Annotated in this window: 23 protein-coding genes; 14 read left to right on the top strand and 9 right to left on the bottom strand. The window is 65.7% G+C overall.

Annotated features, from left to right (window positions below):
* Positions 1 to 25 precede the first annotated feature (25 nt).
* Genes M2335_RS04860 through M2335_RS04850 form a run of 3 tightly spaced genes read left to right on the top strand, consistent with a single transcriptional unit; the run spans position 26 to position 3,016 of the window.
* Positions 26 to 931, top strand: a complete 906-nt coding sequence (locus M2335_RS04860) for a VOC family protein (RefSeq protein ID WP_264592477.1) — start codon at positions 26 to 28, stop codon at positions 929 to 931.
* Between the two features lie 16 nt (positions 932 to 947).
* Positions 948 to 2,063 (top strand): FAD-dependent oxidoreductase, encoded by a 1,116-nt coding sequence (locus tag M2335_RS04855; protein ID WP_264593963.1) that lies wholly within the window; start codon positions 948 to 950, stop codon positions 2,061 to 2,063.
* Positions 2,063 to 3,016 carry a fumarylacetoacetate hydrolase family protein gene (locus tag M2335_RS04850; protein WP_181560479.1) on the top strand — a complete coding sequence of 318 codons (954 nt, stop codon included), beginning with the start codon at positions 2,063 to 2,065 and terminating at the stop codon, positions 3,014 to 3,016. Before M2335_RS04855 ends, M2335_RS04850 begins: the two co-directional genes overlap by 1 nt.
* On the opposite strand, the gene M2335_RS04845 is transcribed toward M2335_RS04850, so the two are convergent.
* Complete coding sequence (locus M2335_RS04845; RefSeq protein ID WP_264573482.1) at positions 3,013 to 3,648, bottom strand: TetR/AcrR family transcriptional regulator; 636 nt, start codon at positions 3,646 to 3,648, stop codon at positions 3,013 to 3,015. The genes M2335_RS04850 and M2335_RS04845 overlap by 4 nt on opposite strands.
* A gap of 97 nt (positions 3,649 to 3,745) precedes the next feature.
* On the opposite strand from M2335_RS04845, the gene M2335_RS04840 reads away from it, so the two are divergent.
* From M2335_RS04840 to M2335_RS04815, 6 genes are all read left to right on the top strand, one after another.
* Positions 3,746 to 4,735: an MBL fold metallo-hydrolase gene (locus M2335_RS04840; RefSeq protein ID WP_264593962.1), complete on the top strand. Its 990-nt coding sequence runs from the start codon at positions 3,746 to 3,748 to the stop codon at positions 4,733 to 4,735.
* A complete protein-coding gene (locus M2335_RS04835; RefSeq protein WP_264593961.1) occupies positions 4,725 to 6,017 on the top strand; it encodes a fumarylacetoacetate hydrolase family protein in 1,293 nt (430 codons plus the stop codon). The genes M2335_RS04840 and M2335_RS04835 overlap by 11 nt, the downstream gene beginning before the upstream one ends.
* Positions 6,014 to 7,069, top strand: coding sequence for an amidohydrolase family protein (locus tag M2335_RS04830; protein ID WP_264593960.1), 1,056 nt, complete (start codon positions 6,014 to 6,016; stop codon positions 7,067 to 7,069). Before M2335_RS04835 ends, M2335_RS04830 begins: the two co-directional genes overlap by 4 nt.
* Positions 7,070 to 7,157: 88 nt before the next feature.
* Entirely contained in the window at positions 7,158 to 8,447 is a 1,290-nt protein-coding gene (locus tag M2335_RS04825; protein WP_264593959.1) for a spinster family MFS transporter, read from the top strand.
* Positions 8,444 to 9,634, top strand: coding sequence for an MFS transporter (locus M2335_RS04820; protein WP_264593958.1), 1,191 nt, complete (start codon positions 8,444 to 8,446; stop codon positions 9,632 to 9,634). Before M2335_RS04825 ends, M2335_RS04820 begins: the two co-directional genes overlap by 4 nt.
* Positions 9,635 to 9,761: 127 nt before the next feature.
* Positions 9,762 to 10,577, top strand: a complete 816-nt coding sequence (locus M2335_RS04815; protein WP_264593957.1) for a MipA/OmpV family protein — start codon at positions 9,762 to 9,764, stop codon at positions 10,575 to 10,577.
* Positions 10,578 to 10,592: 15 nt separating this feature from the next.
* Here the strand turns inward: M2335_RS04815 and M2335_RS04810 are convergent, their stop codons facing one another.
* The 5 genes from M2335_RS04810 to purE form a co-directional block, all read right to left on the bottom strand.
* Entirely contained in the window at positions 10,593 to 11,189 is a 597-nt protein-coding gene (locus M2335_RS04810; protein WP_264593956.1) for a GNAT family N-acetyltransferase, read from the bottom strand.
* Between the two features lie 60 nt (positions 11,190 to 11,249).
* Positions 11,250 to 12,176 carry a bifunctional riboflavin kinase/FAD synthetase gene (locus tag M2335_RS04805; RefSeq protein ID WP_264579652.1) on the bottom strand — a complete coding sequence of 309 codons (927 nt, stop codon included), beginning with the start codon at positions 12,174 to 12,176 and terminating at the stop codon, positions 11,250 to 11,252.
* Positions 12,177 to 12,244: 68 nt separating this feature from the next.
* Positions 12,245 to 12,742 (bottom strand): dihydrofolate reductase, encoded by a 498-nt coding sequence (locus M2335_RS04800; RefSeq protein ID WP_264595358.1) that lies wholly within the window; start codon positions 12,740 to 12,742, stop codon positions 12,245 to 12,247.
* A gap of 2 nt (positions 12,743 to 12,744) precedes the next feature.
* Entirely contained in the window at positions 12,745 to 13,833 is a 1,089-nt protein-coding gene (locus M2335_RS04795; RefSeq protein WP_264593955.1) for a 5-(carboxyamino)imidazole ribonucleotide synthase, read from the bottom strand.
* An 8-nt stretch (positions 13,834 to 13,841) separates the two neighbouring features.
* The gene (purE, locus tag M2335_RS04790) at positions 13,842 to 14,318 is read right to left on the bottom strand and encodes a 5-(carboxyamino)imidazole ribonucleotide mutase (RefSeq protein ID WP_264572299.1); all 477 of its coding nucleotides are present in this window, start codon (positions 14,316 to 14,318) and stop codon (positions 13,842 to 13,844) included.
* 225 nt (positions 14,319 to 14,543) lie between these two features.
* Here purE and M2335_RS04785 point away from each other — a divergent pair, with 225 nt between their 5' ends.
* On the top strand, positions 14,544 to 15,164 hold the full coding sequence (locus M2335_RS04785) for a GGDEF domain-containing protein (RefSeq protein WP_264585657.1): 621 nt from the start codon (positions 14,544 to 14,546) through the stop codon (positions 15,162 to 15,164).
* 10 nt (positions 15,165 to 15,174) lie between these two features.
* Complete coding sequence (locus M2335_RS04780; protein WP_264593954.1) at positions 15,175 to 15,453, top strand: GNAT family N-acetyltransferase; 279 nt, start codon at positions 15,175 to 15,177, stop codon at positions 15,451 to 15,453.
* 22 nt (positions 15,454 to 15,475) lie between these two features.
* Here M2335_RS04780 and M2335_RS04775 read toward each other — a convergent pair whose 3' ends face one another.
* Positions 15,476 to 16,522: an aromatic ring-hydroxylating dioxygenase subunit alpha gene (locus M2335_RS04775; protein WP_264593953.1), complete on the bottom strand. Its 1,047-nt coding sequence runs from the start codon at positions 16,520 to 16,522 to the stop codon at positions 15,476 to 15,478.
* 76 nt (positions 16,523 to 16,598) lie between these two features.
* Here M2335_RS04775 and M2335_RS04770 point away from each other — a divergent pair, with 76 nt between their 5' ends.
* Positions 16,599 to 17,141, top strand: coding sequence for a TetR family transcriptional regulator (locus M2335_RS04770; RefSeq protein ID WP_264573495.1), 543 nt, complete (start codon positions 16,599 to 16,601; stop codon positions 17,139 to 17,141).
* An 82-nt stretch (positions 17,142 to 17,223) separates the two neighbouring features.
* Here M2335_RS04770 and ykgO read toward each other — a convergent pair whose 3' ends face one another.
* Positions 17,224 to 17,349 carry a type B 50S ribosomal protein L36 gene (ykgO, locus tag M2335_RS04765; protein WP_008069451.1) on the bottom strand — a complete coding sequence of 42 codons (126 nt, stop codon included), beginning with the start codon at positions 17,347 to 17,349 and terminating at the stop codon, positions 17,224 to 17,226.
* A 228-nt stretch (positions 17,350 to 17,577) separates the two neighbouring features.
* On the opposite strand from ykgO, the gene M2335_RS04760 reads away from it, so the two are divergent.
* Together M2335_RS04760 and M2335_RS04755 are read left to right on the top strand one after the other, a co-directional pair.
* Positions 17,578 to 18,255, top strand: coding sequence for a DUF4136 domain-containing protein (locus M2335_RS04760; RefSeq protein WP_264593952.1), 678 nt, complete (start codon positions 17,578 to 17,580; stop codon positions 18,253 to 18,255).
* Positions 18,252 to 19,388, top strand: a complete 1,137-nt coding sequence (locus M2335_RS04755) for a M14-type cytosolic carboxypeptidase (protein WP_264593951.1) — start codon at positions 18,252 to 18,254, stop codon at positions 19,386 to 19,388. Before M2335_RS04760 ends, M2335_RS04755 begins: the two co-directional genes overlap by 4 nt.
* A 178-nt stretch (positions 19,389 to 19,566) precedes the next feature.
* Here M2335_RS04755 and M2335_RS04750 read toward each other — a convergent pair whose 3' ends face one another.
* On the bottom strand, positions 19,567 to 20,283 hold the full coding sequence (locus M2335_RS04750) for a dienelactone hydrolase family protein (RefSeq protein WP_264593950.1): 717 nt from the start codon (positions 20,281 to 20,283) through the stop codon (positions 19,567 to 19,569).
* Positions 20,284 to 20,316: the final 33 nt, after the last annotated feature.

The following is a 20,316-nucleotide window of genomic DNA, read 5'->3' as shown; positions in this document are numbered from 1 at the left end:
GTCAGACTCATCCAGGGAGTTATGCATGGTTAGCGTTACCGATCTTCATTATGTCGCCATGGCCGTGCCGGACCTTGCCAAGGAACGCGAGTTCTATGGCAAGACCTGGGGGCTGATCGAGGTTGCCGAGCAGGACGGCCGCGTCTACTTCGCCGCCGAAGGCATGCCCCATCCTTATGTGATCGTGCTGCGGGAAGACGTGGAGAAGAAGACCGATCTCGTCGGCTTCTCCGCCGCCTCCAAGGAGGACGTGCTCGCAATCTTCGAACAGGTGAAGGCAGCCGGCGCGAAGATCATCAGCGAACCCGCCCCGGCCAGCGGCCCGGCCGGGGGCTTCGCCTTCCGCTTCTTCGATCCTGACGGTCGGGCGATGGAAGTGATCTGCGACAGCACCCCGCGCGAGTTCCGCAAGCTCGACAAGGGCGAGGCGATCCCCATCGGCATCAGCCATGTGGTGTTCCACTCGCCCGACCATGTCGCGCTCGCAGACTTCTACCAGAAGGCGCTGGGCTTCCGCCTGTCCGACTGGATCGGCAAGTTCATGGTCTTCCTGCGCTGCAACTCGGCGCACCACCGCCTCGCGATCCTCCCCGGACCGCCGGCACTCAACCACATCGCGTTCGACGTGAGTTCGGTGGACGAGCTGATGCGCGGCCTCGCACGGATGCATGAAAGCGGCATCAAGCTGAGCTGGGGGCCGGGGCGGCACACTGCGGGCAACAACACCTTCAGCTACTTCGTCACGCCCAACGGCAACGCCGTCGAGTACACTTCCGACCTTGAGGAAGTGGACGAGGACAGCTGGCAGGTCACGCATTATGAGCCAGGGCCAAACACCATCGATCAATGGGGCACCGGTCGCATCATCACCGGCAATGTGCCCCATGCCGAAATGCAGCCCGACAAGGGCCTGTGGCAGGTTCCGGCCTAAGAAAGGCGCTTACAGCATGATCCGTACAGCATTGGTCGTCGGCGGCGGCGTCGGTGGCATGAGCGCGAGCCTGTCGCTCGCCAAACGCGGCGTCGCCGTGGAACTGATCGATATCGACCCGCAATGGCGCGCTTATGGCGCCGGCATCAGCGTCACCGGGCTGTCCTTACGGGCGTTCGATGACCTCGGCATTCTGGACGAAATCCGCGAGCAGGGCTTTGTCGGCACAGGCTTCCGCTTGCGCACGCCGGACGGCGCGGTGGTGATGGAAACGCCGCGCCATGCCGGGCTCGCTCCCATCGATTCGAGCGGCGGCATCATGCGCCCGGTGCTTCATGCCATCTTGCAGAAGCATGTTCGCAAGGCCGACGTCACCGTGACGCTGGGCGTCGACCCGCGCGGGTTCAGGGAGAGCGGCGCCGGGGTGACCGTCGCCTTGTCGGACGGCACCGAGCGCACTGTCGATCTGGTCGTGGCGGCCGATGGCATCCAGTCCAAGACGCGCAAGACCCTGTTCCCCGATGCGCCGGCTCCGCAGTTCACCGGTCAGGGCTGCTGGCGCATCGTCGCCGACCGGCCCGAGGGGCTGGACGGCGCCGAAATGTATATCGGCGGCCCGGTTAAGCTCGGCCTCAACCCGATCTCGCAGGATAAACTCTACGCATTCATCCTCGAGCATGTGCCCGACAATCCCTGGTATGCCGATGAGGACATGCTGCCGCGCGTCGCTGAGTTGCTCGCGCCTTATGGCGGGGACATCGTCAAGATCCGGGAAAGCCTTGGCGAAGACTCGCTGGTCAATTACCGCCCGCTCGAATGGCAGCTCCTGCCCCTGCCCTGGCACAAGGGGCGCGTGGTGGTGATCGGCGATGCCGCCCATGCGACCACGCCGCATATGGCCTCGGGCGCCGGCCTCGCTGCCGAGGATGGCCTCGTGCTCGCCGATGAACTGGCGAAGACCGACGATGTCGAAGCCGCACTGACCGCCTTTGGCGTGCGCCGGTTCGAGCGCGCCCGCATGGTCGTGGAAAACTCGGTGCGGATCGGCGAAATCGAGATGGCCGGCGGCAATCAGGTAGATGCCAACAAGATGCTCGGCGGAACGATGCAGAAACTCAAGGAGCCCTATTGATGACGGTTGGTTTGGCGACAGTGGGCACGGCTGCCGTGCTCGTCCGCGACGATCGCTTCGTCCCGCTGGCCCATTGGGGCGAGCAGCGCGACCTGCCCGGCCTTCTGGCGGCGTGGGACGAGATCCTGCCGCAGATCGAGCGCTGGGCCGCTGACGAGGCGGCCTTTGCCGGTGCGCAGAGCTTTGCCGAGGCGGATGTGCGGGCGCCCTATCGCCCCGGGCAGGTGTTCTGCACCGGCGCCAACTACAAGAAGCATGTCGTCGGCCTTGTCATGGGCGACCCCTCGATGCGCACGGCCGATGCCGAGGCGATGAGCGACGACGAGCGCCGCCGCAAAGTCGAGGAGATGATGGACGCCCGCGCGCAGGCGGAACCCTATTGCTTCATCAAGCTGCCCTCCTGCGTGGTCGGTCCGCGCGATGCCGTGGTGCTGCCGCGCAACGTCATCAAGCCGGACTGGGAGCTGGAACTGGGCGTGGTGATCGGCAAGCCGGCCCGCCATGTCTCCGCCGCGCAGGCCATGGACCATGTCGCCGGCTTCGTGGTGGTCAACGACGTCACCGCGCGCGAGCAGATTTTTCGCCGCGATGCCGGCGGGCTGGGCGCCGACTGGCTCTCGGGCAAATGCTTCCCGACCTTCCTGCCCTTCGGCCCGATGATCGTGCCCCGGCAGTATGTCGCCGATCCCTATGATCTGACGATCACCCTGTCGGTCAACGGCAAGGTCTACCAGAATGAGTCGACGCGCGACATGATGGTCAGCATCGAGCGGCAGATTGCCTATCTCTCCGACCGCGTGGAGTTGATGCCGGGCGACGTGATCTGCACCGGCTCGCCTTATGGCAATGGCTCCGCCTTCGGCGTGTTCCTGCAGCCGGGCGACGAGATGGAAGGCACGATCACTGGCCTTGGCACCCAGCGCAACCGCTGCGTCGCGGAAGGCGCCAGCTAGGTGCGGGGCCGCAGGCCGTTCATCAGCAGGTCGACGACGAACTCCTCATATCGACTGGTCAGCTCCTCGGCAGCGATATCTGCCGGGAAGAGCTGCCTGACCACCGGCTCGGCAGTCGCAAAGAAGTCGAACAGTCCGAGGACCGCGACGTGAAGCAGGGCGGGATCGACGTCCCTGATCGAACTGGAGTCCCGCGCGAGCACCTCGCCCAGCCAGGCGACAGCCTCGCGGTTCATCTCGCCGAGGCGCTCGCCCACGTCGGACGATTTCGCGTCGGCCAGCTCGTCGACCATCAGCCGGTGGATATGGCGGTTGGAGCGGGTGAACCGCGCCGTGCGACGAATATTGTCTTCCACCACTTCATGCGCCGGGCGCGGATCGCGCGCGCTATAGGGCACCCGGTCCATCATCGAGGTCGCAACCGCCAGAAGCAGGTTGCTGCGGTCTTTGAAGTAATAGCGCACCAGCGCCGGGTCCACGCCCGCTTCCCTCGCGATCATCGCAATCGAGATGCGCTCGGGCGGATGCTCCTTCACAAGCCGTTCCGCCGTTTGCAGTACGACCTCGCGCCCAACCCCATTTTCGGCCGGCCGGCCCTGCCCCCGTTTGCGCGGTTTTTTCGCTTCACCCATGATGCTACGCTTGGCGCGAAAAATATATTCCTGCAAATAGGAATTGCTGGACCGCGCGCAATCGCTAAGCTTTGACGGATATCGACAGGAGAGACGGATGGCCAACTGGCCTTTCACCCAAGGCATTCATGACATCGGCAATGGCCTCTATGGCTATGTTCAGCCGGACGGCACATGGGGCTGGTCCAATGCGGGCCTGATCGCCAGCGACGGCGAGACATTGCTGGTCGATACGCTGATGAGCGTGCCGCTGACGCGCGAGATGCTGGACCGGTTCAAGGCCAAGGTGCCGGAAGCCGCGAAGATCGACCGGCTGGTCAACACCCATGCCAACCCCGATCATTTCTTCGGCAATGGCCTGGTGGCGGATGCGGAGATCATCGGCACCAACGAAGCCAAGAAGGAAATGGCCGGCTTCAACCCGAAGATGCTCGCCAACCTCAAGAACGTCTACACCGAGATGGGCGATACCGGCGCGTTTCTCTATGAGACCATGGGTCGCAAGTTCGATTTCTCGGGCGTGGATGAACTGACGCTGCCGAACCGCACCTTCGACGGGCGGCTCGATCTCAATATCGGCTCGAAGGCGGTCTCGCTGATCGACCTCGGCCCGGCACACACGGATTCCGACACGATCGTGTGGGTGCCGCAGGATCGTGTGGTGTTCACCGGCGACCTGCTGTTCAACGAGGGGCATCCAATCATGTGGGCCGGTCCGGTCGAGAAATGGATCGCCGCCTGCCAATATATCGTCGATCTCGATCCGCAGGTGGTGGTGCCCGGCCACGGTCCGATCACGGACACGACGGCCGTCCGCAACATGCAGGCTTATTTCGAATATGTCCGCGATGAATCGCGCAAGCGGTTCGAGGCCGGCCTTTCCTATGAGGATGCCGCGCGCGACATCAACATGCAGGAGTTCCGCGGCTGGAGCGACCCCGAGCGGATCGTCGCCAACGTCTTCTCGCTCTACAAGCAATGGGGGGCGCAGTTCACGCCGGAGCAGCAGCGCGATCTGTTCGGCGCGATGGGCCGCTACCATCACGAAATGCAAAGCCATGCAGAAGGGTGCGACCATGCCCATTGAGATCAACGCGACGCACGACCCGCAGCGCAAGAGCTGGGTCGAAAGCGCAAACGCAGCTGACAGCGATTTCCCGATCCAGAATTTGCCCTTTGGCCTGTTCCGTCACCGGGGGGTGGCGCGGGGCGGTGTGGCGCTGGGCGAGCACATCATCGATGTGCCCCGGCTCCACGCCGCCGCCTTGCTGGATGGCGACGCGGCCGAGGCTGCCGCCGCCATGACCGGCCCCTCGCTCGCGCCCCTGTTGGCTGCCAGCCCGGCCTCGGTCAGTGCCTTGCGTGCGCGCCTGTCCGATCTGTTCCGGGTCGATGGGTCGGGTGATCGGCAGCAACTCCAGGCCATGCTGGTGCCGATGGCCGAGGCGGAGCTGCTGATGCCGCTCAAGCCCACGGCTTTCACGGATTTCTGCACATCCTACGATCATATTGCGCGGATGGCGCAGAAAGCGCCACCGCTGGCCGCGCTCTCGTTACCGGTCGCCTATAACGGCCGCGCCAGTTCCGTGCGGGAAGACGGCACGCCGGTCATCCGGCCGCAGGGCCAGTTTGAAGCCCCGCCCGGCAGCGGCAACGTCCAGTTCGCGCCGGAGCTCATGCTCGATTTCGAGCTGGAGTTCGGCGTGTGGCTGCGCGGCGGCAATCCGCTCGGGCAGCGCATCAGTATGGCGCAGGCGGAGGACCTCATGTTCGGCTGCTGTCTCGTCAATGACTGGTCCGCGCGCGGCATCCAATTCTTCGAATCCATTCTGGGGCCGCATCTGGGCAAGAGCTTCCTAACCACGATCAGCCCATGGATCGTGACCATGGAAGCGCTCGCGCCCTTCCGTGTCGCCGCGCGCGGTCGGCCGGGCGACGAGCCGGCGGTCGCCGCCCATCTGCTCGACGCGCAGGATCGCGCGGCAGGCGGCATCAACATCGAACTCACCGCCGACTTCGCCAATGCGGCCGGATCGAGCGCGCGCATCGTGCGCAGCAATCTCGCCGAACTCTATTGGACGCTGGCACAGATGGTCGCGCATCAGGCCTCCAACGGGGCGCCGCTGGAAGCGGGCGACCTGATCGCGACCGGCACCGTTTCGGGCGCCGCGCAGGAAGCACGCGGCTGCCTCGCCGAGATCGTGCTGCGCGATGGCGAAACCATCGACCTGCCCGACGGCACGACCCGCCGCTGGCTGGAGGATGGCGACACCCTCACCCTCAAGGGCCGCGCCGTGGCGAAAGGCTATGTGCCCATCGGCTTCGGCCCGTGCAGCGGCACGATCCACCCGGCAGGAGCAAACGCATGACCATCACCACCTGTGGCGATCGCCAGCCGATCAAGGTCGCCGCGCGCGGCAAGCATCTGGTGGTGGACATCCATTGCCACCTCGGTATTCCCGCTGCCGACGCCATCGTGCAGGCGCGCCACCCCGGCCCGCCGCCCGGCATCAACGATTTCACCAGTGCGAAAACGAGTGAGGTCAACCGCGCCCAGTTCGCCACGATGGGCCGCACCCTCAACACGCTCGACCAGCGGCTGGCCGACATGGACCGGCTCGGCATCGACGTGCAGGCGATCAGCCCCAGCCCCGGCCAATATTTCTATTATGCCGATGCCGATGTCGCGCGGGAGGCGGCGCGCGCCGTCAATGACGGCATGGCGGCCGCGGTCGCGCAGCACCCCGACCGGCTGGTCGGCATGGGCACGGTGCCGTTGCAGGATATCGGCCTTGCCGTCGAGGAAATGCGCCGCTGCGTGCGCGACCTCGATCTGCGCGGCATCGAGATCAGCTCCAACGTCAATGGCCGGGACTTTCACGCTGAGGAGTTCCGCCCCTTTTTCGCGGCGGCCGAAGAACTGGGCATCCTGCTCTTCATCCACCCGCTGGGCTTCACCCATGCCAACCGGATGAGCGAATATTACTTCAACAACCTCATCGGCAATCCGCTCGAATCGACGCTGGCCATTGGCCATCTGATCTTCGGCGGCGTGCTGGATCGCTACCCCGGCCTGCGCATCTGCGTGGCCCATGGCGGCGGCTACATCCCCGGCTATTGGGGCCGGATGGACCATGGCTGGCGCGCGCGTGGCGATTGCAGCGAGCATTGCCAGCACGAGCCCTCCAGCTATCTGCGCAAGCTGTGGCTGGATACGCTGGTGTTCGATCAGGACCAGCTCGACAGCCTCGTGCGCACTCATGGCGCCGACAAGCTGTGCCTTGGCACTGACTATCCCTTCGACATGTCTGAGCCCGATCCGCTGGGCTTCCACGCCCGCCTGAGCGACGAGGAGCAGCGCAAGATCCTCGGCCTCAACGCCGCTGAACTGCTTGGACTGGAGACTGCCGACAAGAGCTGACCCAGCTACACACGACCACCACCACCACCAAGGCCGCCGCACGAAGCAGACCTCCCGTAAGAGGCAGGGCCGATCAGGAGAGAAGACGGTGACGAAGACGCAGCACGGCGGGGCCTGGGTGCCCGGCTATACTCTGTTCCTGCTCTTCGTGAGCAATGTGTTCAATTACGCCGACCGGGCCTTGCTCGGCATCGTCGTCGATCCGGTGAAGGCCGATCTGCAGCTGAGCGACACGGCGATGAGCCTTGTGTCCGGCACGGCCTTCGTGCTGTTCAACCTGATCGTGGGCATCTTCATCGCCCGCTGGGTGGACCATGGCAATCGCAAGAAAATCCTGCTGCTCGGCGTCGCCATCTGGTCCGGCGCCACGGCGCTGACCGGCCTTGCCGAAGGCTTTGTGTCGCTGGCGCTCACCCGGGTTCTGGTCGGTGTCGGCGAGGCCACGGCCTTTCCGGTCGCCATCTCCGTCATTGCCGACCTGTATCCCAAGGATCGGCGGCCGCGCGCGCTGGGCATCTATCAGTCGAGCGCCTTCGTCGGCATCGTCGGCGGGTCGATCGCGGCGGGGATATTGGCCGCGATATTCGGCTGGCGGACGATGTTCTTCATCTGCGGCGGCGCGGGCCTCGCCTTCGTGCTGCTGCTCGCGCTGACCATGAAGGAACCACAGCGTGGCGTGCATGACGAGCCGGACGCGGCGGATATGGGCATGCGCAACCTCCCCCAATCCATCCGCTTCCTGCTCAACGTGCCAGGCTTCCGCATGCTCGCGGTCGGCATGGGGATCTCGGCGATGGGCGCGGGCGTGCTGCCGGTCTGGGCGCCGGCGTTCCTGCTGCGCAGCCATGGCGTCAGCCTTGCCGAAGTGGGCGCCCTCATCGCGCCCTCGGTCGGCTTGGGCGGCATCGCCGGCGCCATTGCGTCCGGTTTCATGGCCAGCTACTTCACCAAGAAGCACGGGCGGGAGATCGACAGCCTCATGGTGCCCCTGATTGCGCTGCCCCTGTCCATCCCCTTCTTCATCGCCTTCTGCTTCGCGCCGTCGTTGGCCCTGACGCTGGGCGCGGCGGCGATCATGAACTTCCTGCTCTCCAGCGGCATCACCCCCTGCTTCTCCGCAGCCATGGGACTGGCCACGCCGCAGACCCGCGCGGTGGCGTCGATGCTGTTGCTCGCTTCGTCGGGCATCATCGGCTCGGCGCTGGCGCCGCTCGTGGTCGGCGCAGCCAGTGATGCGCTGACGCCCCAGTTCGGCACCGAATCGCTGCGCTATGCCATGTCTGCCGTGACGGTCGCGCCACTGCTGGGCTGCGTCTTCCTCTGGCTCGCCTATCGCCGCGCTCGCGCGACCACCATGGCCGAGACAGCCACCGCGTGAGCACGCCGGCATCCCCGTCCGAGTTCCGCCATGGTTGGCCGGTGGTCCTCGCCGCCGCCTGCGGGTCGGGGCTGGGGATTGCGGGACTGCTGACCTATTCGGCGGGCATCTTCGCGAAAGATCTCGAGAGCGCGATCGGCCTCAGCCGCACGACGCTGGGCGCCGCCTTCTTCCTGGCGACGGTGGCGCTGGCGATCGCTCTGCCCATCGCCGGCTGGCTGATCGACCGCGTCGGCCCGCGCTGGCCTGCCGTCGCCGGCTCACTGGCGCTGAGCGGCGGATTCGCGCTGCTCGGGATCGTCGTCCATTCGGTCGCCGGCTATATGAGCGTGATGGCAGGTATAGGCCTGCTGGCTGCCTGTTCGTCACCCGTTGCCTACACACGCGCCGTCAATGCCGTCTTCGATCGGGCCCGCGGACTGGCGCTCGGCCTGACGCAGGTGGGCATCGGCATTTCCGCCGCCGTCGTGCCGCCTGTTCTGGCCATCATTGTGGCAGAACGGGGTTGGCAGGCCGGCTATCTGGCGCTCGCCGCCATTGCCGCGATAGGTGTCATCCCGGCGCTCAGCCTGCCCAACCTCCGCAGCCCCCGAACGCCCGATCGCGCAGGCGGCATGGCCCGCGCCCAGATGCGCTCGCCCCTCTACCTGCTGGTGCTGGCATCCTTCGGCATGATGGCGCTCTCCTTTGCCGGCTTGCTGCCCCATTTCGTCCCGATGCTGCGGGAATCCGGCCTGGATGCCCGCACCGCCGGATCGCTGGCGGGGCTCATCGGCGGCTCCGTGATCGTCAGCCGGGTCGTTGTCGGCTGGCTGGCAGATCGGGTGCCTGCGCCACGCATTGCGGCGGCCTGCTGCGCCTTGTGCGCGCTGGGGTGCATCGCGCTGGCGACCGGCGGCGCAACCCTCGCATGGGTCGGCGCCATCGCGCTTGGCACGGCCATGGGCGCGGAAGCCGACCTCATCGGCTATCTGACCGCCCGCTACTTTGGCATCACCCATTATGGCGCGCTGTACGCCGTGCAATATGCCAGCTTCATACTGCTGGCGGGGCTTGGCCCGCTCTGGGTTGGCGCGCTGGCCGACGCCACTGGCGGATATAATGCCCCGCTCTGGGTGGCCGCTGCCGGCCTTGGCGTTTCCATCCTGCTGTTCCTGCGCTTGCCCAACCCGCAGACGAGCCGCTAGAGGCTGTCACGAGGCAGGCCGCAACCAAACGACCGCCGCGACCATTCACCCGAGGTCGAAATGGCTTTGATCCGGCGCATGGCCGGGCCAGACTGACCGTCACCCCAAAACCGGAGGCCTGCGCCTGATGCCTTTCTGCCCGCCATCTGCTCCCTTCGCCCGTCCTGTCGCACTGGCGCTGACCCTCGGCCTCACGCTCGGCGCCTTCGCGTCGACCGCCTCGGCCAGGGAGAAGGAACCGCGCCGCGTGCGCATCGCTATCGGGCCGGAAATCCAGCCCAGCTTCCCCGGTTCAGACAGCCTGTCCGTCCGGCCCTTTCTGGAAGGCGATATTGCGCGCGGGGATGAACCATTCGAGTTCGAGGCGCCGGACGAGAGCTTCGGCATCCCGGTCGTGAGTGTCGGCGGTTTCGAGGTCGGCCCATCCATGGCCGTTGAAGGCAAGCGAAAGGCGGACGAGGTTCCCGGCTTCGTCAAGGTCAACCGTTCGCTGGAACTTGGCGGGTTCGTGCAGATGTTTCTCGCCCCTTCCTTCCGCCTGCGCGCCGATCTGCGCCAGGGCGTGACCGGCCATGAGGCGCTCGTCGGATCGGTCAGCGCCGACTGGATCATGCGCGATGGGGACCATTGGCTGGTGTCGGTCGGCCCGCGCGTGACGCTCGGCAACGGCAAGCACCAGCGTACATGGTTCGGCGTGTCACCCGCGCAAGCCGCCGCCTCGGGCCTGCCGGTGTTCGAGGCGAATGGCGGCGTCCAGTCCGTCGGTGCCGCTGCCGGCCTGATCCGCCAGCTCGATGCGCGCTGGAGCCTCCACGGCTATGCCCGTTACGACCGGCTTGTCGGCGATGCCGCCGATTCGCCGGTCGTGCGGGCCTATGGCGCGCGCGACCAGTTTTCCGGCGGATTGGCGCTGGGCTACACCTTCTGGTGGGGCAAACGCTAAGCCGCGCGGGGCGCCCTATCGCCCCTCCAGCCGCGCGTAGGCAGGCGAGTGGGTAAAAGCCTCCCAGCGCGTGCACCATTGGCGCACCGGCTTGGCCTCGGGCCAGAAGGGCGTCCAGATCTCGCCCGGCTCGGCGCCCAGGGCCTGGGCGACCTTCTGGCTCGGCACATTGTCATCGGCGATCATGTGCAGCGTCTCACTCTGGCCAAGGGCCTCGTGCGACCAGCGGAAGGCGGCGGCGGCCGCCTCCGCTGCATAGCCCTTGCCTTGTGCGGACGGAAAGATACACCAGCCGATCTCGAACGCCGGCCAACCGGGCGGGTTCATTGGCCCGACATGGCCGATGAATGCCCCGCTCGCTTTCTCTTCCACCGCGAAATTGCCATAGCCGCGCGCGACCCAATGGCCGGCGAGACTGCAGAAGCGTTGCCAGCTTTCGCCATAGGTGAGGCCCCGCCCTTCCTTGGTGATGAACCGCGCGAAGTCATCGTCGGCCATAGCCGCGCACAAGGGCTCGGCATCGGCCGCACGGAACGCCCGCAGGAGCAGCCTGGGCGTTTCGATAGTCGGTGCGCGGTCGATGGTCGGGGCAGTGCTGTTCTGTTGGGTCATCGGGGGCCTCTCCTTGTCAGCGCAAGTCTTGCCGGAGACCTGCGCGGTGACAAGGCATGATTAGGCCCCGAGGATGATCCGCGCCCGCACGACATCGGCGCTCATCTGCTCGACCAGCGCATCCAGGCTGTCGAACTTGCGCTCGCCCCGCAGCCGTTCGATGAGGGCGATCTCCAGCGTCTGGCCGTAAAGGCTGCCGGAGAAATCGAACAAATAGGTCTCCAGCAACTCGCGCGGCGGCACGAAGGTCGGGCGGATGCCGAGATTGGCCGCGCCGCAGACGATTCGCCCATCGGGCAGCCGTGCGCGCACGGCATAGATGCCATAAGCCGGGCGCAGATAATGGCCCATCTCCATATTGGCGGTCGGGAAGCCGATGGTGCGGCCGCGCTTGTCCCCATCGATGACTTCACCGGCAATCGCGAAAGGCCGGGTGAGCAGGCCCGTCGCCGTGGCGCAGTCGCCAGCCAGCAGGGCCTCGCGCACGCGGCTGGAGGAGATGATCTCGCCCTGCTCGTCGCGCACCGGCGCCACGGCCTCGGCGGCCAAGCCGTGTACCGCGCCAAGCGTGCGCAAAGCCGCGACAGTGCCCGAGCGCCCGCGCCCGAAGGTGAAGTCCTCGCCGGTCACCACCCCCGCCGCGCCAAGTTCCGTCGCCAGCATGGCCACGAAGTCCTCCGCGCTGTGCGAGGCCAGCTCAGCCGTGAAGTGAAAGACCAGCATGGCATCCGCGCCCGCCTCGCCGAACAGACGCTCGCGCTGATCGAGCGTGGTCAGGCGGAAGAAGGGCGCATCCGGCCGGAAGAGGCGCATGGGATGCGGATCGAAGGTCGCGACAATGGCCGGACGGCCCTGCGCACGGGCCAGCTCCACGGCCCGGCCGACCACGGCCTGATGGCCCCGGTGAAAACCGTCGAAATTGCCGAGGGCAATGATGGCACCGCGCAAATGTGCCGGTATCGGCTGATCGCTGCTGATCCGTTCCATGGCGGGCGCCTATAGGGGGAGCGACGCGCGGGCGCCAGCCCCGATGGCGGCTCGCATGCGCACCGCGATCAGGCTCCGCGCCGCAGGAATGTGCGGTAGCCGAAGGCGGCGACTGCGCCCTCCGCCGGGTGATCCTCGCGCATCGTCTCTTCCCACCGGGCGGGATCGGGCGCATCGATGCGCGCGTCGCCCGGCGGCGAGAGATGTACCTGCGTGATCTCCAGCCGGTCGGCCAGCGGTTCGAACAGCCGATAGACTTCCGCACCGCCAATCACCGACAGCACCGGCGCCTGCGCGGCGGCAAGGGCTTCATCGACGCTGTGGACCACCTCTGCGCCTTCCGCCTGCCACGCGCGGTCGCGGGTCAGCACGATGTGGCGACGGCCCGGCAGCAGCCCGGGGAGGCTGTCGAAGGTCTTGCGCCCCATCAGCATGGGCGTGCCCATGGTCATGGCCTTGAAGCGCTTGAGATCGCCGGGGATCCGCCAGGGAATGTCGCCCTCGCTGCCAATCACGCCGTTGTCGGCGCGGGCGAGCAGCAGCACGATTTCTGGACGCGCGTCCATCGTCATGCCGCGCTATCGCTCATGTGCACGCGCGTCACATGGCCCATCTTGCGGCCGGGGCGTGCCTCGTTCTTGCCGTAGAGATGGAGATGCGCCGTCTCGTCGGCCAGAATCGCCTGCCACTCATTGGCCTCGTCTCCGATCAGGTTCTGCATGGAGACGGCCGGCGCGGCAAGCGCCGTCGATCCGAGCGGCAGGCCGCAGATGGCGCGGACGTGATTCTCGAACTGGCTGGTGACAGCGCCCTCAATGGTCCAGTGCCCGCTATTGTGGACACGCGGCGCCATCTCGTTGAAGATCGGCCCGGCGGCCCCGGCAAAGAACTCCAGCGTAAGCACGCCAACATATTCCAGAGCCTGGGCGACGCGCGCGGCAATGGCCCGCGCTTCGGGCACCTGCGCCAGCACGACCGCCGGAGCCGGCAGCGTAGATGTCGCGAGAATGCCGTCGACATGCACATTATGCGGCGAATCCCAGAAGCGCACGGTGCCATCCTGTCCGCGCACGAGCACGACCGAAAACTCGTGGTCGAAGGTGACGAACCCTTCCAGCACCGCCGGATTGCAGCCGATTGCCTCCCAGGCGGTGTCCAGAGTCTCGGGCGCCGCATCCATCAGGCGGACCTGGCCCTTGCCGTCATAGCCAAAGCGCGTCGTCTTGAGGATGGCGGGCGCGCCGATCCGCGCGATTGCATCCTGCAGCACCGCGCCGCTGGAGACGGGCGCATAGGGAGCCGTCCGTCCGCCAAGGCCGGCGACGAAGCTCTTTTCCAGCAACCTGTCCTGCGCGACCGCCAGTGCGCGGGCATTGGGCCGGACGTGCCCGAGCTTGGCGAGCAAGGCAACGGCGTTGCTCGGCACATTCTCGAATTCATAGGTGATGATATCGACCGCGTCTGCGAAGGCGGTGAGCGCGGCGTCATCCTCATAGGGCGCCTGCGTCCACGCGCTGGCAATGTCAGACGCGGGGCCGCTCTCCTCAGGCGCGAAAATATGGACCCGATAGCCAAGCTGGATCGCGGCCATGCCGATCATCCGGCCAAGCTGGCCGCCGCCGACGATGCCGATGGTCGACCCGGGCGCAATCGTCATGGGGGAGGTCATTGCGGGCTGCCTGCCACCGAATCCGTTTGCGCCGCACGCCATGCATCCAGTCGATCGGCCAGCGCCGCGTCGCTATTGGCTAATATTGCAGCTGCGAGCAAACCGGCATTCTTGGCGCCTGCCTTGCCGATGGCCAGCGTCCCGACCGGAACGCCGCCGGGCATCTGTACGATGGAAAGCAGACTATCGAGCCCGGAGAGGGTCGCCGACTGCACCGGAACACCGAGCACCGGCACGCGAGTCATGGCCGCGACCATCCCCGGCAAATGGGCCGCTCCGCCGGCTCCGGCGATGATGACGTGCAGACCTCGGCCTGCTGCCGTCTTGGCATAATCGACGAGTCGATCCGGGGTGCGGTGAGCCGAAACAATCCGCGTTTCGCATTCAATTTCAAGGTCTTGCAGAACATCGACGGCATGGCGCATCGTGTCCCAGTCGGACTGCGAGCCCATGATCACACCGATTTTCGCCATTCTTCGCCGCCCCGTCCTCATGCTGCCTGGCGTCAACGGGAACGCCGGCCGGAAACTTCTCTTTAAGTCTCAGCCCATAGACACCAGCGCCATGGCGCACAACCGGTCAAAACGCTCTGATCATACGGCGGAACGCGGGTTCCGCAGTGCACAAAGGCAAAGCTTGGAACTATACCCAGCGCACAGGGTTACATGCTGCGGTCGCGCACAGGAGATAGAGCTTTGATGGAAGCCACTGCGCGGACGGTCGCACTCGATCTTCCCGCACCTGACATTTCAGCGCTTGAGCAGGAGTTGGATATACTCCGCCGGGAGCTGTCCCTTCTTAAAACCGCCAACAAGGAACTTGAACGACTCGTCATTCGCGATACGCTCACTCCGCTCTACAATCGGCGGCATTTCATGAACTGCCTTCGGGATCGGCTGGACCGGCTCGAACGGCATGAAGGCAAATGCGCACTCGTGTTCATCGACGTGAACTCGATGAAGCGGATCAACGATCGCTTTGGCCATGGCGCCGGCGATGCCGCTCTGGTGCATATGGCGCGCCTTCTCGCGAATGGACTGCGGTCCACCGACGTCGCGGCCCGCATGGGCGGCGATGAGTTCGCGTTGTTGCTGGACGATCTTGACCCTGAGGCCGTGGAGGAAACCACCCGGCGGCTCCAGCGCATGATCGCGGAATCGGCCTGCTTGCACGAGGGCGTGATGCTGCCGCTGTCTATTTCCGTCGGCTGGACGGCCCTCGAACAGGGCGACACGGAATTTTCCGCCCTTACTCGCGCGGATATGGCGATGTATGCTGCCAAAAGACCCGGCAGCACCTTTGCCGAGGCAGCAGAATAAGGAGCAGGTCATGGCCCACGCGGTTCAGGACAATGCCGAGCGCAACCGCTACGAGATCATAGTGGACGGCGAGATCGCTTTCGCCACCTATGAGCGCGATGGCGACACGCTGGCGATCACGCATACCTTCACGCCATCGGCGCTGCGCGGCAAGGGCGTCGCGGCCGATCTCGTCGCCGGGCTGCTCGACGATGCGCGCGCACGCGGCCTCAAGATCCGGCCGGTGTGCAGCTACGTCGTCACCTATTTCGAGCGCCACCCCGATCAACGCGACCTGCTGGCCGTCTGACGTGCGGGCCGTCCGCTCACGGTCAGGCCCCCTCTAGCTCGGCCTTCTCGCGGTCCATCATCGCCTGAAGGATACGCCGCCCCTGCACCGCCGTTCCGTCGCTTTTGAGCATCAGCTCGGGCGGGAGGACGTCCAGCGTGGAAATGATCTTCTCGATTTCCTCGGTCGCGAACTTGTCCTCATCCAGCACAGGCTCGAGACGCCGGCGGGCGTCGTCCACCCGCGCCTGTGACGGTGCGCTCATCGCGAAGAAGTAGTTGCAGCTGGTCTTCTTCGCCGGCGTGACGGCATGCCAGACCCGGCTGGTGTGGAGCACCTCGCCGGCCTTCTCATGACCCTGCGGATAGCGGGATTCGCCAATCCCTGCGTGAAAGCCGGGGAAGAAGAAATCCATGCCGGAAATGCGATCGACCAGCCCGTCATGCACGCTGCGATCATGATAAGGCGGCATCGGCGTATCGCGCATGATCCGCCGGCTCGACAAGCGGCGATCATTGAGGTCACGCACTTCGGGCGTCGCTGCATCATCGGGCGTGCCGATCGATGTGGCATGGAGATAGCCGAGATGACTCAGGTCCAGCAGATTATCGTTGAGCAGTTGATAGCGCCCATCCACATGCATGGAATAAAAGGCATCCGGGATCATGCCGGGAATGTTGAAGCCGATCTCGTCCAGCGTCGGGATGAGCGACTCGTCCGCCTTGTCGGGATCGCCTGGCCAGATCCACGCCCATAGCCCGCGCTCGATTAGTGGGTAGCTCTTGATCCGGTAGACACCGGGAATGGTGCTCTGGCTCGGCACCATCGTGCAGGCCCCAGATGAATCGAAGGTGATGCCGTGATAGCCGCATTGGATCGCATCGCCGACGCGCTTGCTCGCGCCCAGGGGATAATGCCGGTGCGGACAGCGCCCCTCCACCGCCACGGCCGTGCCATCTTCCTTGCGGTACAGAACGACCGGCTCGTTGAGAATCCACCGGCTGAGCAAATCCTCGCCGATTTCGCGCACAAATGCGGCGACGTACCAGCCGTTGCGCGGCGCGTAGCTGCCAGGGGTGAAAGGATACATGGGGCCCGCTCCTAATCGAACATCGTTCGTTTAGCGATTGATGCTTTTTCACCGGCAAACTGTCAAGGGGAGCAGCATGTCATTCGCGAAGCTGGATCAGGACGGGATCGTCGAGGAAGCCATTGCGCTGCTGAAGGAAGAAGGGCTGGCGGCGGTCAGCCTGCGGAAGATCGCCACCCGGCTCAGCGTCAGCGTCTCATCGCTTTACTGGCATGTGGAGGACAAGCAGGCCCTCCACGCACTCATGTCCATCTCCATTTTCAAGGCCTGCCTTGACTCGGTGCCGCCGGCAGAAAGCTGGTGGGCATGGCTGCATGATTTCGGCATCGCCTTATGGGACGCGCAGACATCCATACGCGATGCGCGTCAGCTCATTGCCGTCACCCGCGCGCAGCGGGGAGCTGGCAACCATCTGATCGGCCAGATCGTGAAGGAGTTGACCGCGCTCGGCCTGAGCGCGGAGATGGCCGCCGTCGCACAGCGGTCCGTCCAGGCGCTCGTCACGGGCTGGACGACGCTGCGAGCGGTTCAGGTCGAGGCGGACCGGGACAGCTTCATCCTGGCGCTGGATGTTCTCATCGACGGCTGGCGAACACGCGCAGCCACAGATCAGCCGTGACGGACACGCCAAAACGCCCGGCCAGCAACTGACCGGGCGCCTGATTGGCAGAGGCAGGGCGAAAGCGCCCCGCCGCGCGTCTTCAGCCCTGGCGGGCCTTGAAGCGACGCTGCGTCTTGTTGATGACGTAGGTGCGCCCACGACGGCGGATCACGCGGTTGTCCCGGTGACGGTCCTTGAGCGACTTGAGCGAGTTGCGGATCTTCATGATCGGGTCCAAATGATTCTTGGGTGACGGAAAATTCGAAGCCGCGCCTCTATGGGTCAGCCTCCGGAAAGTCAAGGCGGCGGTGCAAGTTTTGCGCAGCCCCGTCCCCTCATGTCGGCAACCGCTTTCCTGAACAATCGTTAAGCCATCATGCAGCATTTCCGGTGCAAACTCGACTGATGAGACGCCATTTCAGAGAGATGGCCAGATGATAAGGGATGCAAGGCCATGACGAGCAGTTTTTCCATGCCGCCGCTCCATGGGCGGGCGACTCCCTACATCGAGGGTCGTCGGCGATTCGGCGCGCGCAAGGCCGGCATCGCGGCCATTGTACTCGGCGCGCTCGCCCTGGGTGGCTGCGCGACATCCACCGGGCCTGTCGACGTCACCCGATTCCATCAGCCGGACGTCGCCCGGCAGGGCACCGTGCTCATCGTGCCCGGAAATCCGGACGATAGCGCCAGCCTCGAATTCCGCACCGCCGCCAATGCCGTGAGCGCGGCGCTGGCGCGGACGGGCTTTTCTACCCTCCAGCCCGGCGCATCCGGTGCCGGGGCAGCGCAATATGAAGCGGTTGTGGACATGGGGCGGGAAACGATCGCGCCCCTGCCCGCACGCTCCCCGGTGAGCGTCGGCGTGGGCGGATCGACCGGTTCTTATGGCAGCGGCGTCGGCCTTGGCATCGGGATCAATCTCTCCGGCAAACCCAAGCCCGTGGTCGTGAACCGGATGCGCGTGCAGTTGCGCCGCGCGAGCGACAAGGTGGTTGTGTGGGAAGGTCGTGCCGAGACGCAGGCCAAGGAAGGCACGCCGGCCGCCCAGCCCGGCCTCGTGGTCGGTCGGCTTGCCGATGCGCTGTTCCAGGGCTTCCCCGGCACGTCCGGCGAGACTATCACGGTGCCATGACCGCACCCCTTCGCATCAACAGCAGCTTCGATAGCGGCAACATCCGCGTCGAAGCGATCGACGGCACTATTGCAACGCTCTCCATCCACAAGGACCATGAGAGCGATTTCTTCCAGTGGTTCCACTTTCGCGCCGCCGCGCCGGCGGGCACGCGCCTGACCCTGCGCATCACGGGCCTCGCGCAATCCGCTTATCCCGATGGCTGGCCCGGTTATGCCGCCTGCGTATCGGAAGATCGCGAGCGCTGGGGCCGCGCCGCCAGCCGCTACGATCCGGGCGTGGATGGCGGCACCCTCACCATCGCCTACACCCTCGTCGGCGCTGCCGCATGGTTCGCCTATTTCGCGCCCTACTCGCAGGAGCGGCATCACGATCTCGTGGCGCAGGCAGCGGCCTGCGAGGGCGTGACCGTGCGCCAACTGGGCGAGAGCCTCGACGGACGCCCGATCGATTGCCTGGAACTGGGGAGCGGCGACAAACCCGTCTGGCTGATCGCGCGCCAGCACCCCGGTGAGACGATGGCGGAATGGTGGATGGAAGGCGCGCTCGACATGCTCACCGACCCCACCAATGCCCATGCCCGCGCTCTGCTTGCCGCCTGTCGCTTCTACATCGTGCCGAACATGAACCCGGATGGCGCCTTTCGCGGCCATCTGCGCACCAATGCCCGGGGTATCAATCTCAACCGCGAATGGCATGAGCCGCAAGCCGACCGCGCGCCGGAAGTGCTTTGCGTACGCAATCGCATGGACGAAACCGGCGTCGCCTTCGCCATGGACGTGCATGGCGACGAGGCAATCCCGGCCGTCTTTCTCGCCGGGTTCGAGGGCATTCCCTCGATCAAGGACGCGCAGCTCGCACTGTTCCGTCGCTATCGCGACACGCTGGCCATCCGCACGCCCGACTTCCAGACTCGCCTTGGCTATCCCGAGGCGCGGCCGGGCAAGGCCAATCTCTCCATGGCAACCGCCCAGATCGCAGAGCGCTACGGCGCGGTGGCGATGACGCTGGAAATGCCGTTCAAGGACAATGACGACCTGCCGGACACCGCCCAGGGCTGGAGCCCGGAGCGCTCCATGCAACTGGCGCGCGACTGCCTCGCCACGCTGGCGGAGATGGTCGGGGATATTTGAGAACGGTCGGGACCAGGGCGCCCGGACTGTGCCTTCCTCCACCGTCGCCCCGGGCTTGACCCGGGGTCCAGCTCACTCTTCCTAGGACGTTCGCCTGACGGGATGAGGCGTGAAAGGAAGCTGGCCCCCGGGTCAAGCCCGGGGTGACGGAAAATTGGGAGCGATCAGCGCTCTCGCTTCACCCCAGTTCATCGCCCAAAAACGCCATCGCAGCGCGCCAGCTGCGGCGGTTGGTCTCTGGCTCGAAGCCGAAGCTCCGGTCCGCATTCAGCGGCACATCGTCTGCGGTGAAGGCGTGGCCGGTGCGACTATAGGTGGTGAACTGGAAGTCCACGTCCGCAGCCGCCAGCTCCTTGCACAGGGCCAGCTTGGCATCGGGCGGGCATAGATTGTCGTTCCACCCGTCGCAGATCATCAGCTTTGCGGTGATCGGCGCGTTGGGGAATGGCGGGGCGTCGTAGACGCCGTGGAAGGAGACACCGGCCTTGATGTCCGCCCCGGCGCGCGCAAGATCGAGCACGCATTTGCCGCCTGCGCAGAAGCCGATGGCGCCGATCCGGCTGCCATCCACGCCCGGCAACCCGCGCAGCTCCGCAAGGGCATCGAGCAGCCGGGTCTTCACCGCTTGCCGGTCTGCCATCAGGTCATGCAGCAGCTTGCCCGCACTCTCCATGTCCGTACCGCGCTTGCCCTGGCCGTAATAGTCGACGACCAGCACCTTGTAGCCCTGCGCCGCCAGCGTCTCGGCCTTGGCGAAATCCCACTCCTTGGTGCCCATGAAGTTGGGGAACAGAAGCACGCCCGGCTGATCGCCTGCATCCGCATCGCCGACGAACATTGATTCAAAGGGACCGCCGGGGCCTTCATGAAGGTGGACAGTGCGGGTGATCGCCATGGTTCCTGCTCCTTTGCTGCAATGGGATGATGC

Source organism: Sphingobium sp. B12D2B, assembly GCF_025961775.1.
In the GTDB taxonomy this organism is placed as follows: domain Bacteria; phylum Pseudomonadota; class Alphaproteobacteria; order Sphingomonadales; family Sphingomonadaceae; genus Sphingobium.
Note: the sequence above shows the minus strand (reverse complement) of the source record. Positions and strands in the feature narration are given on the sequence as shown.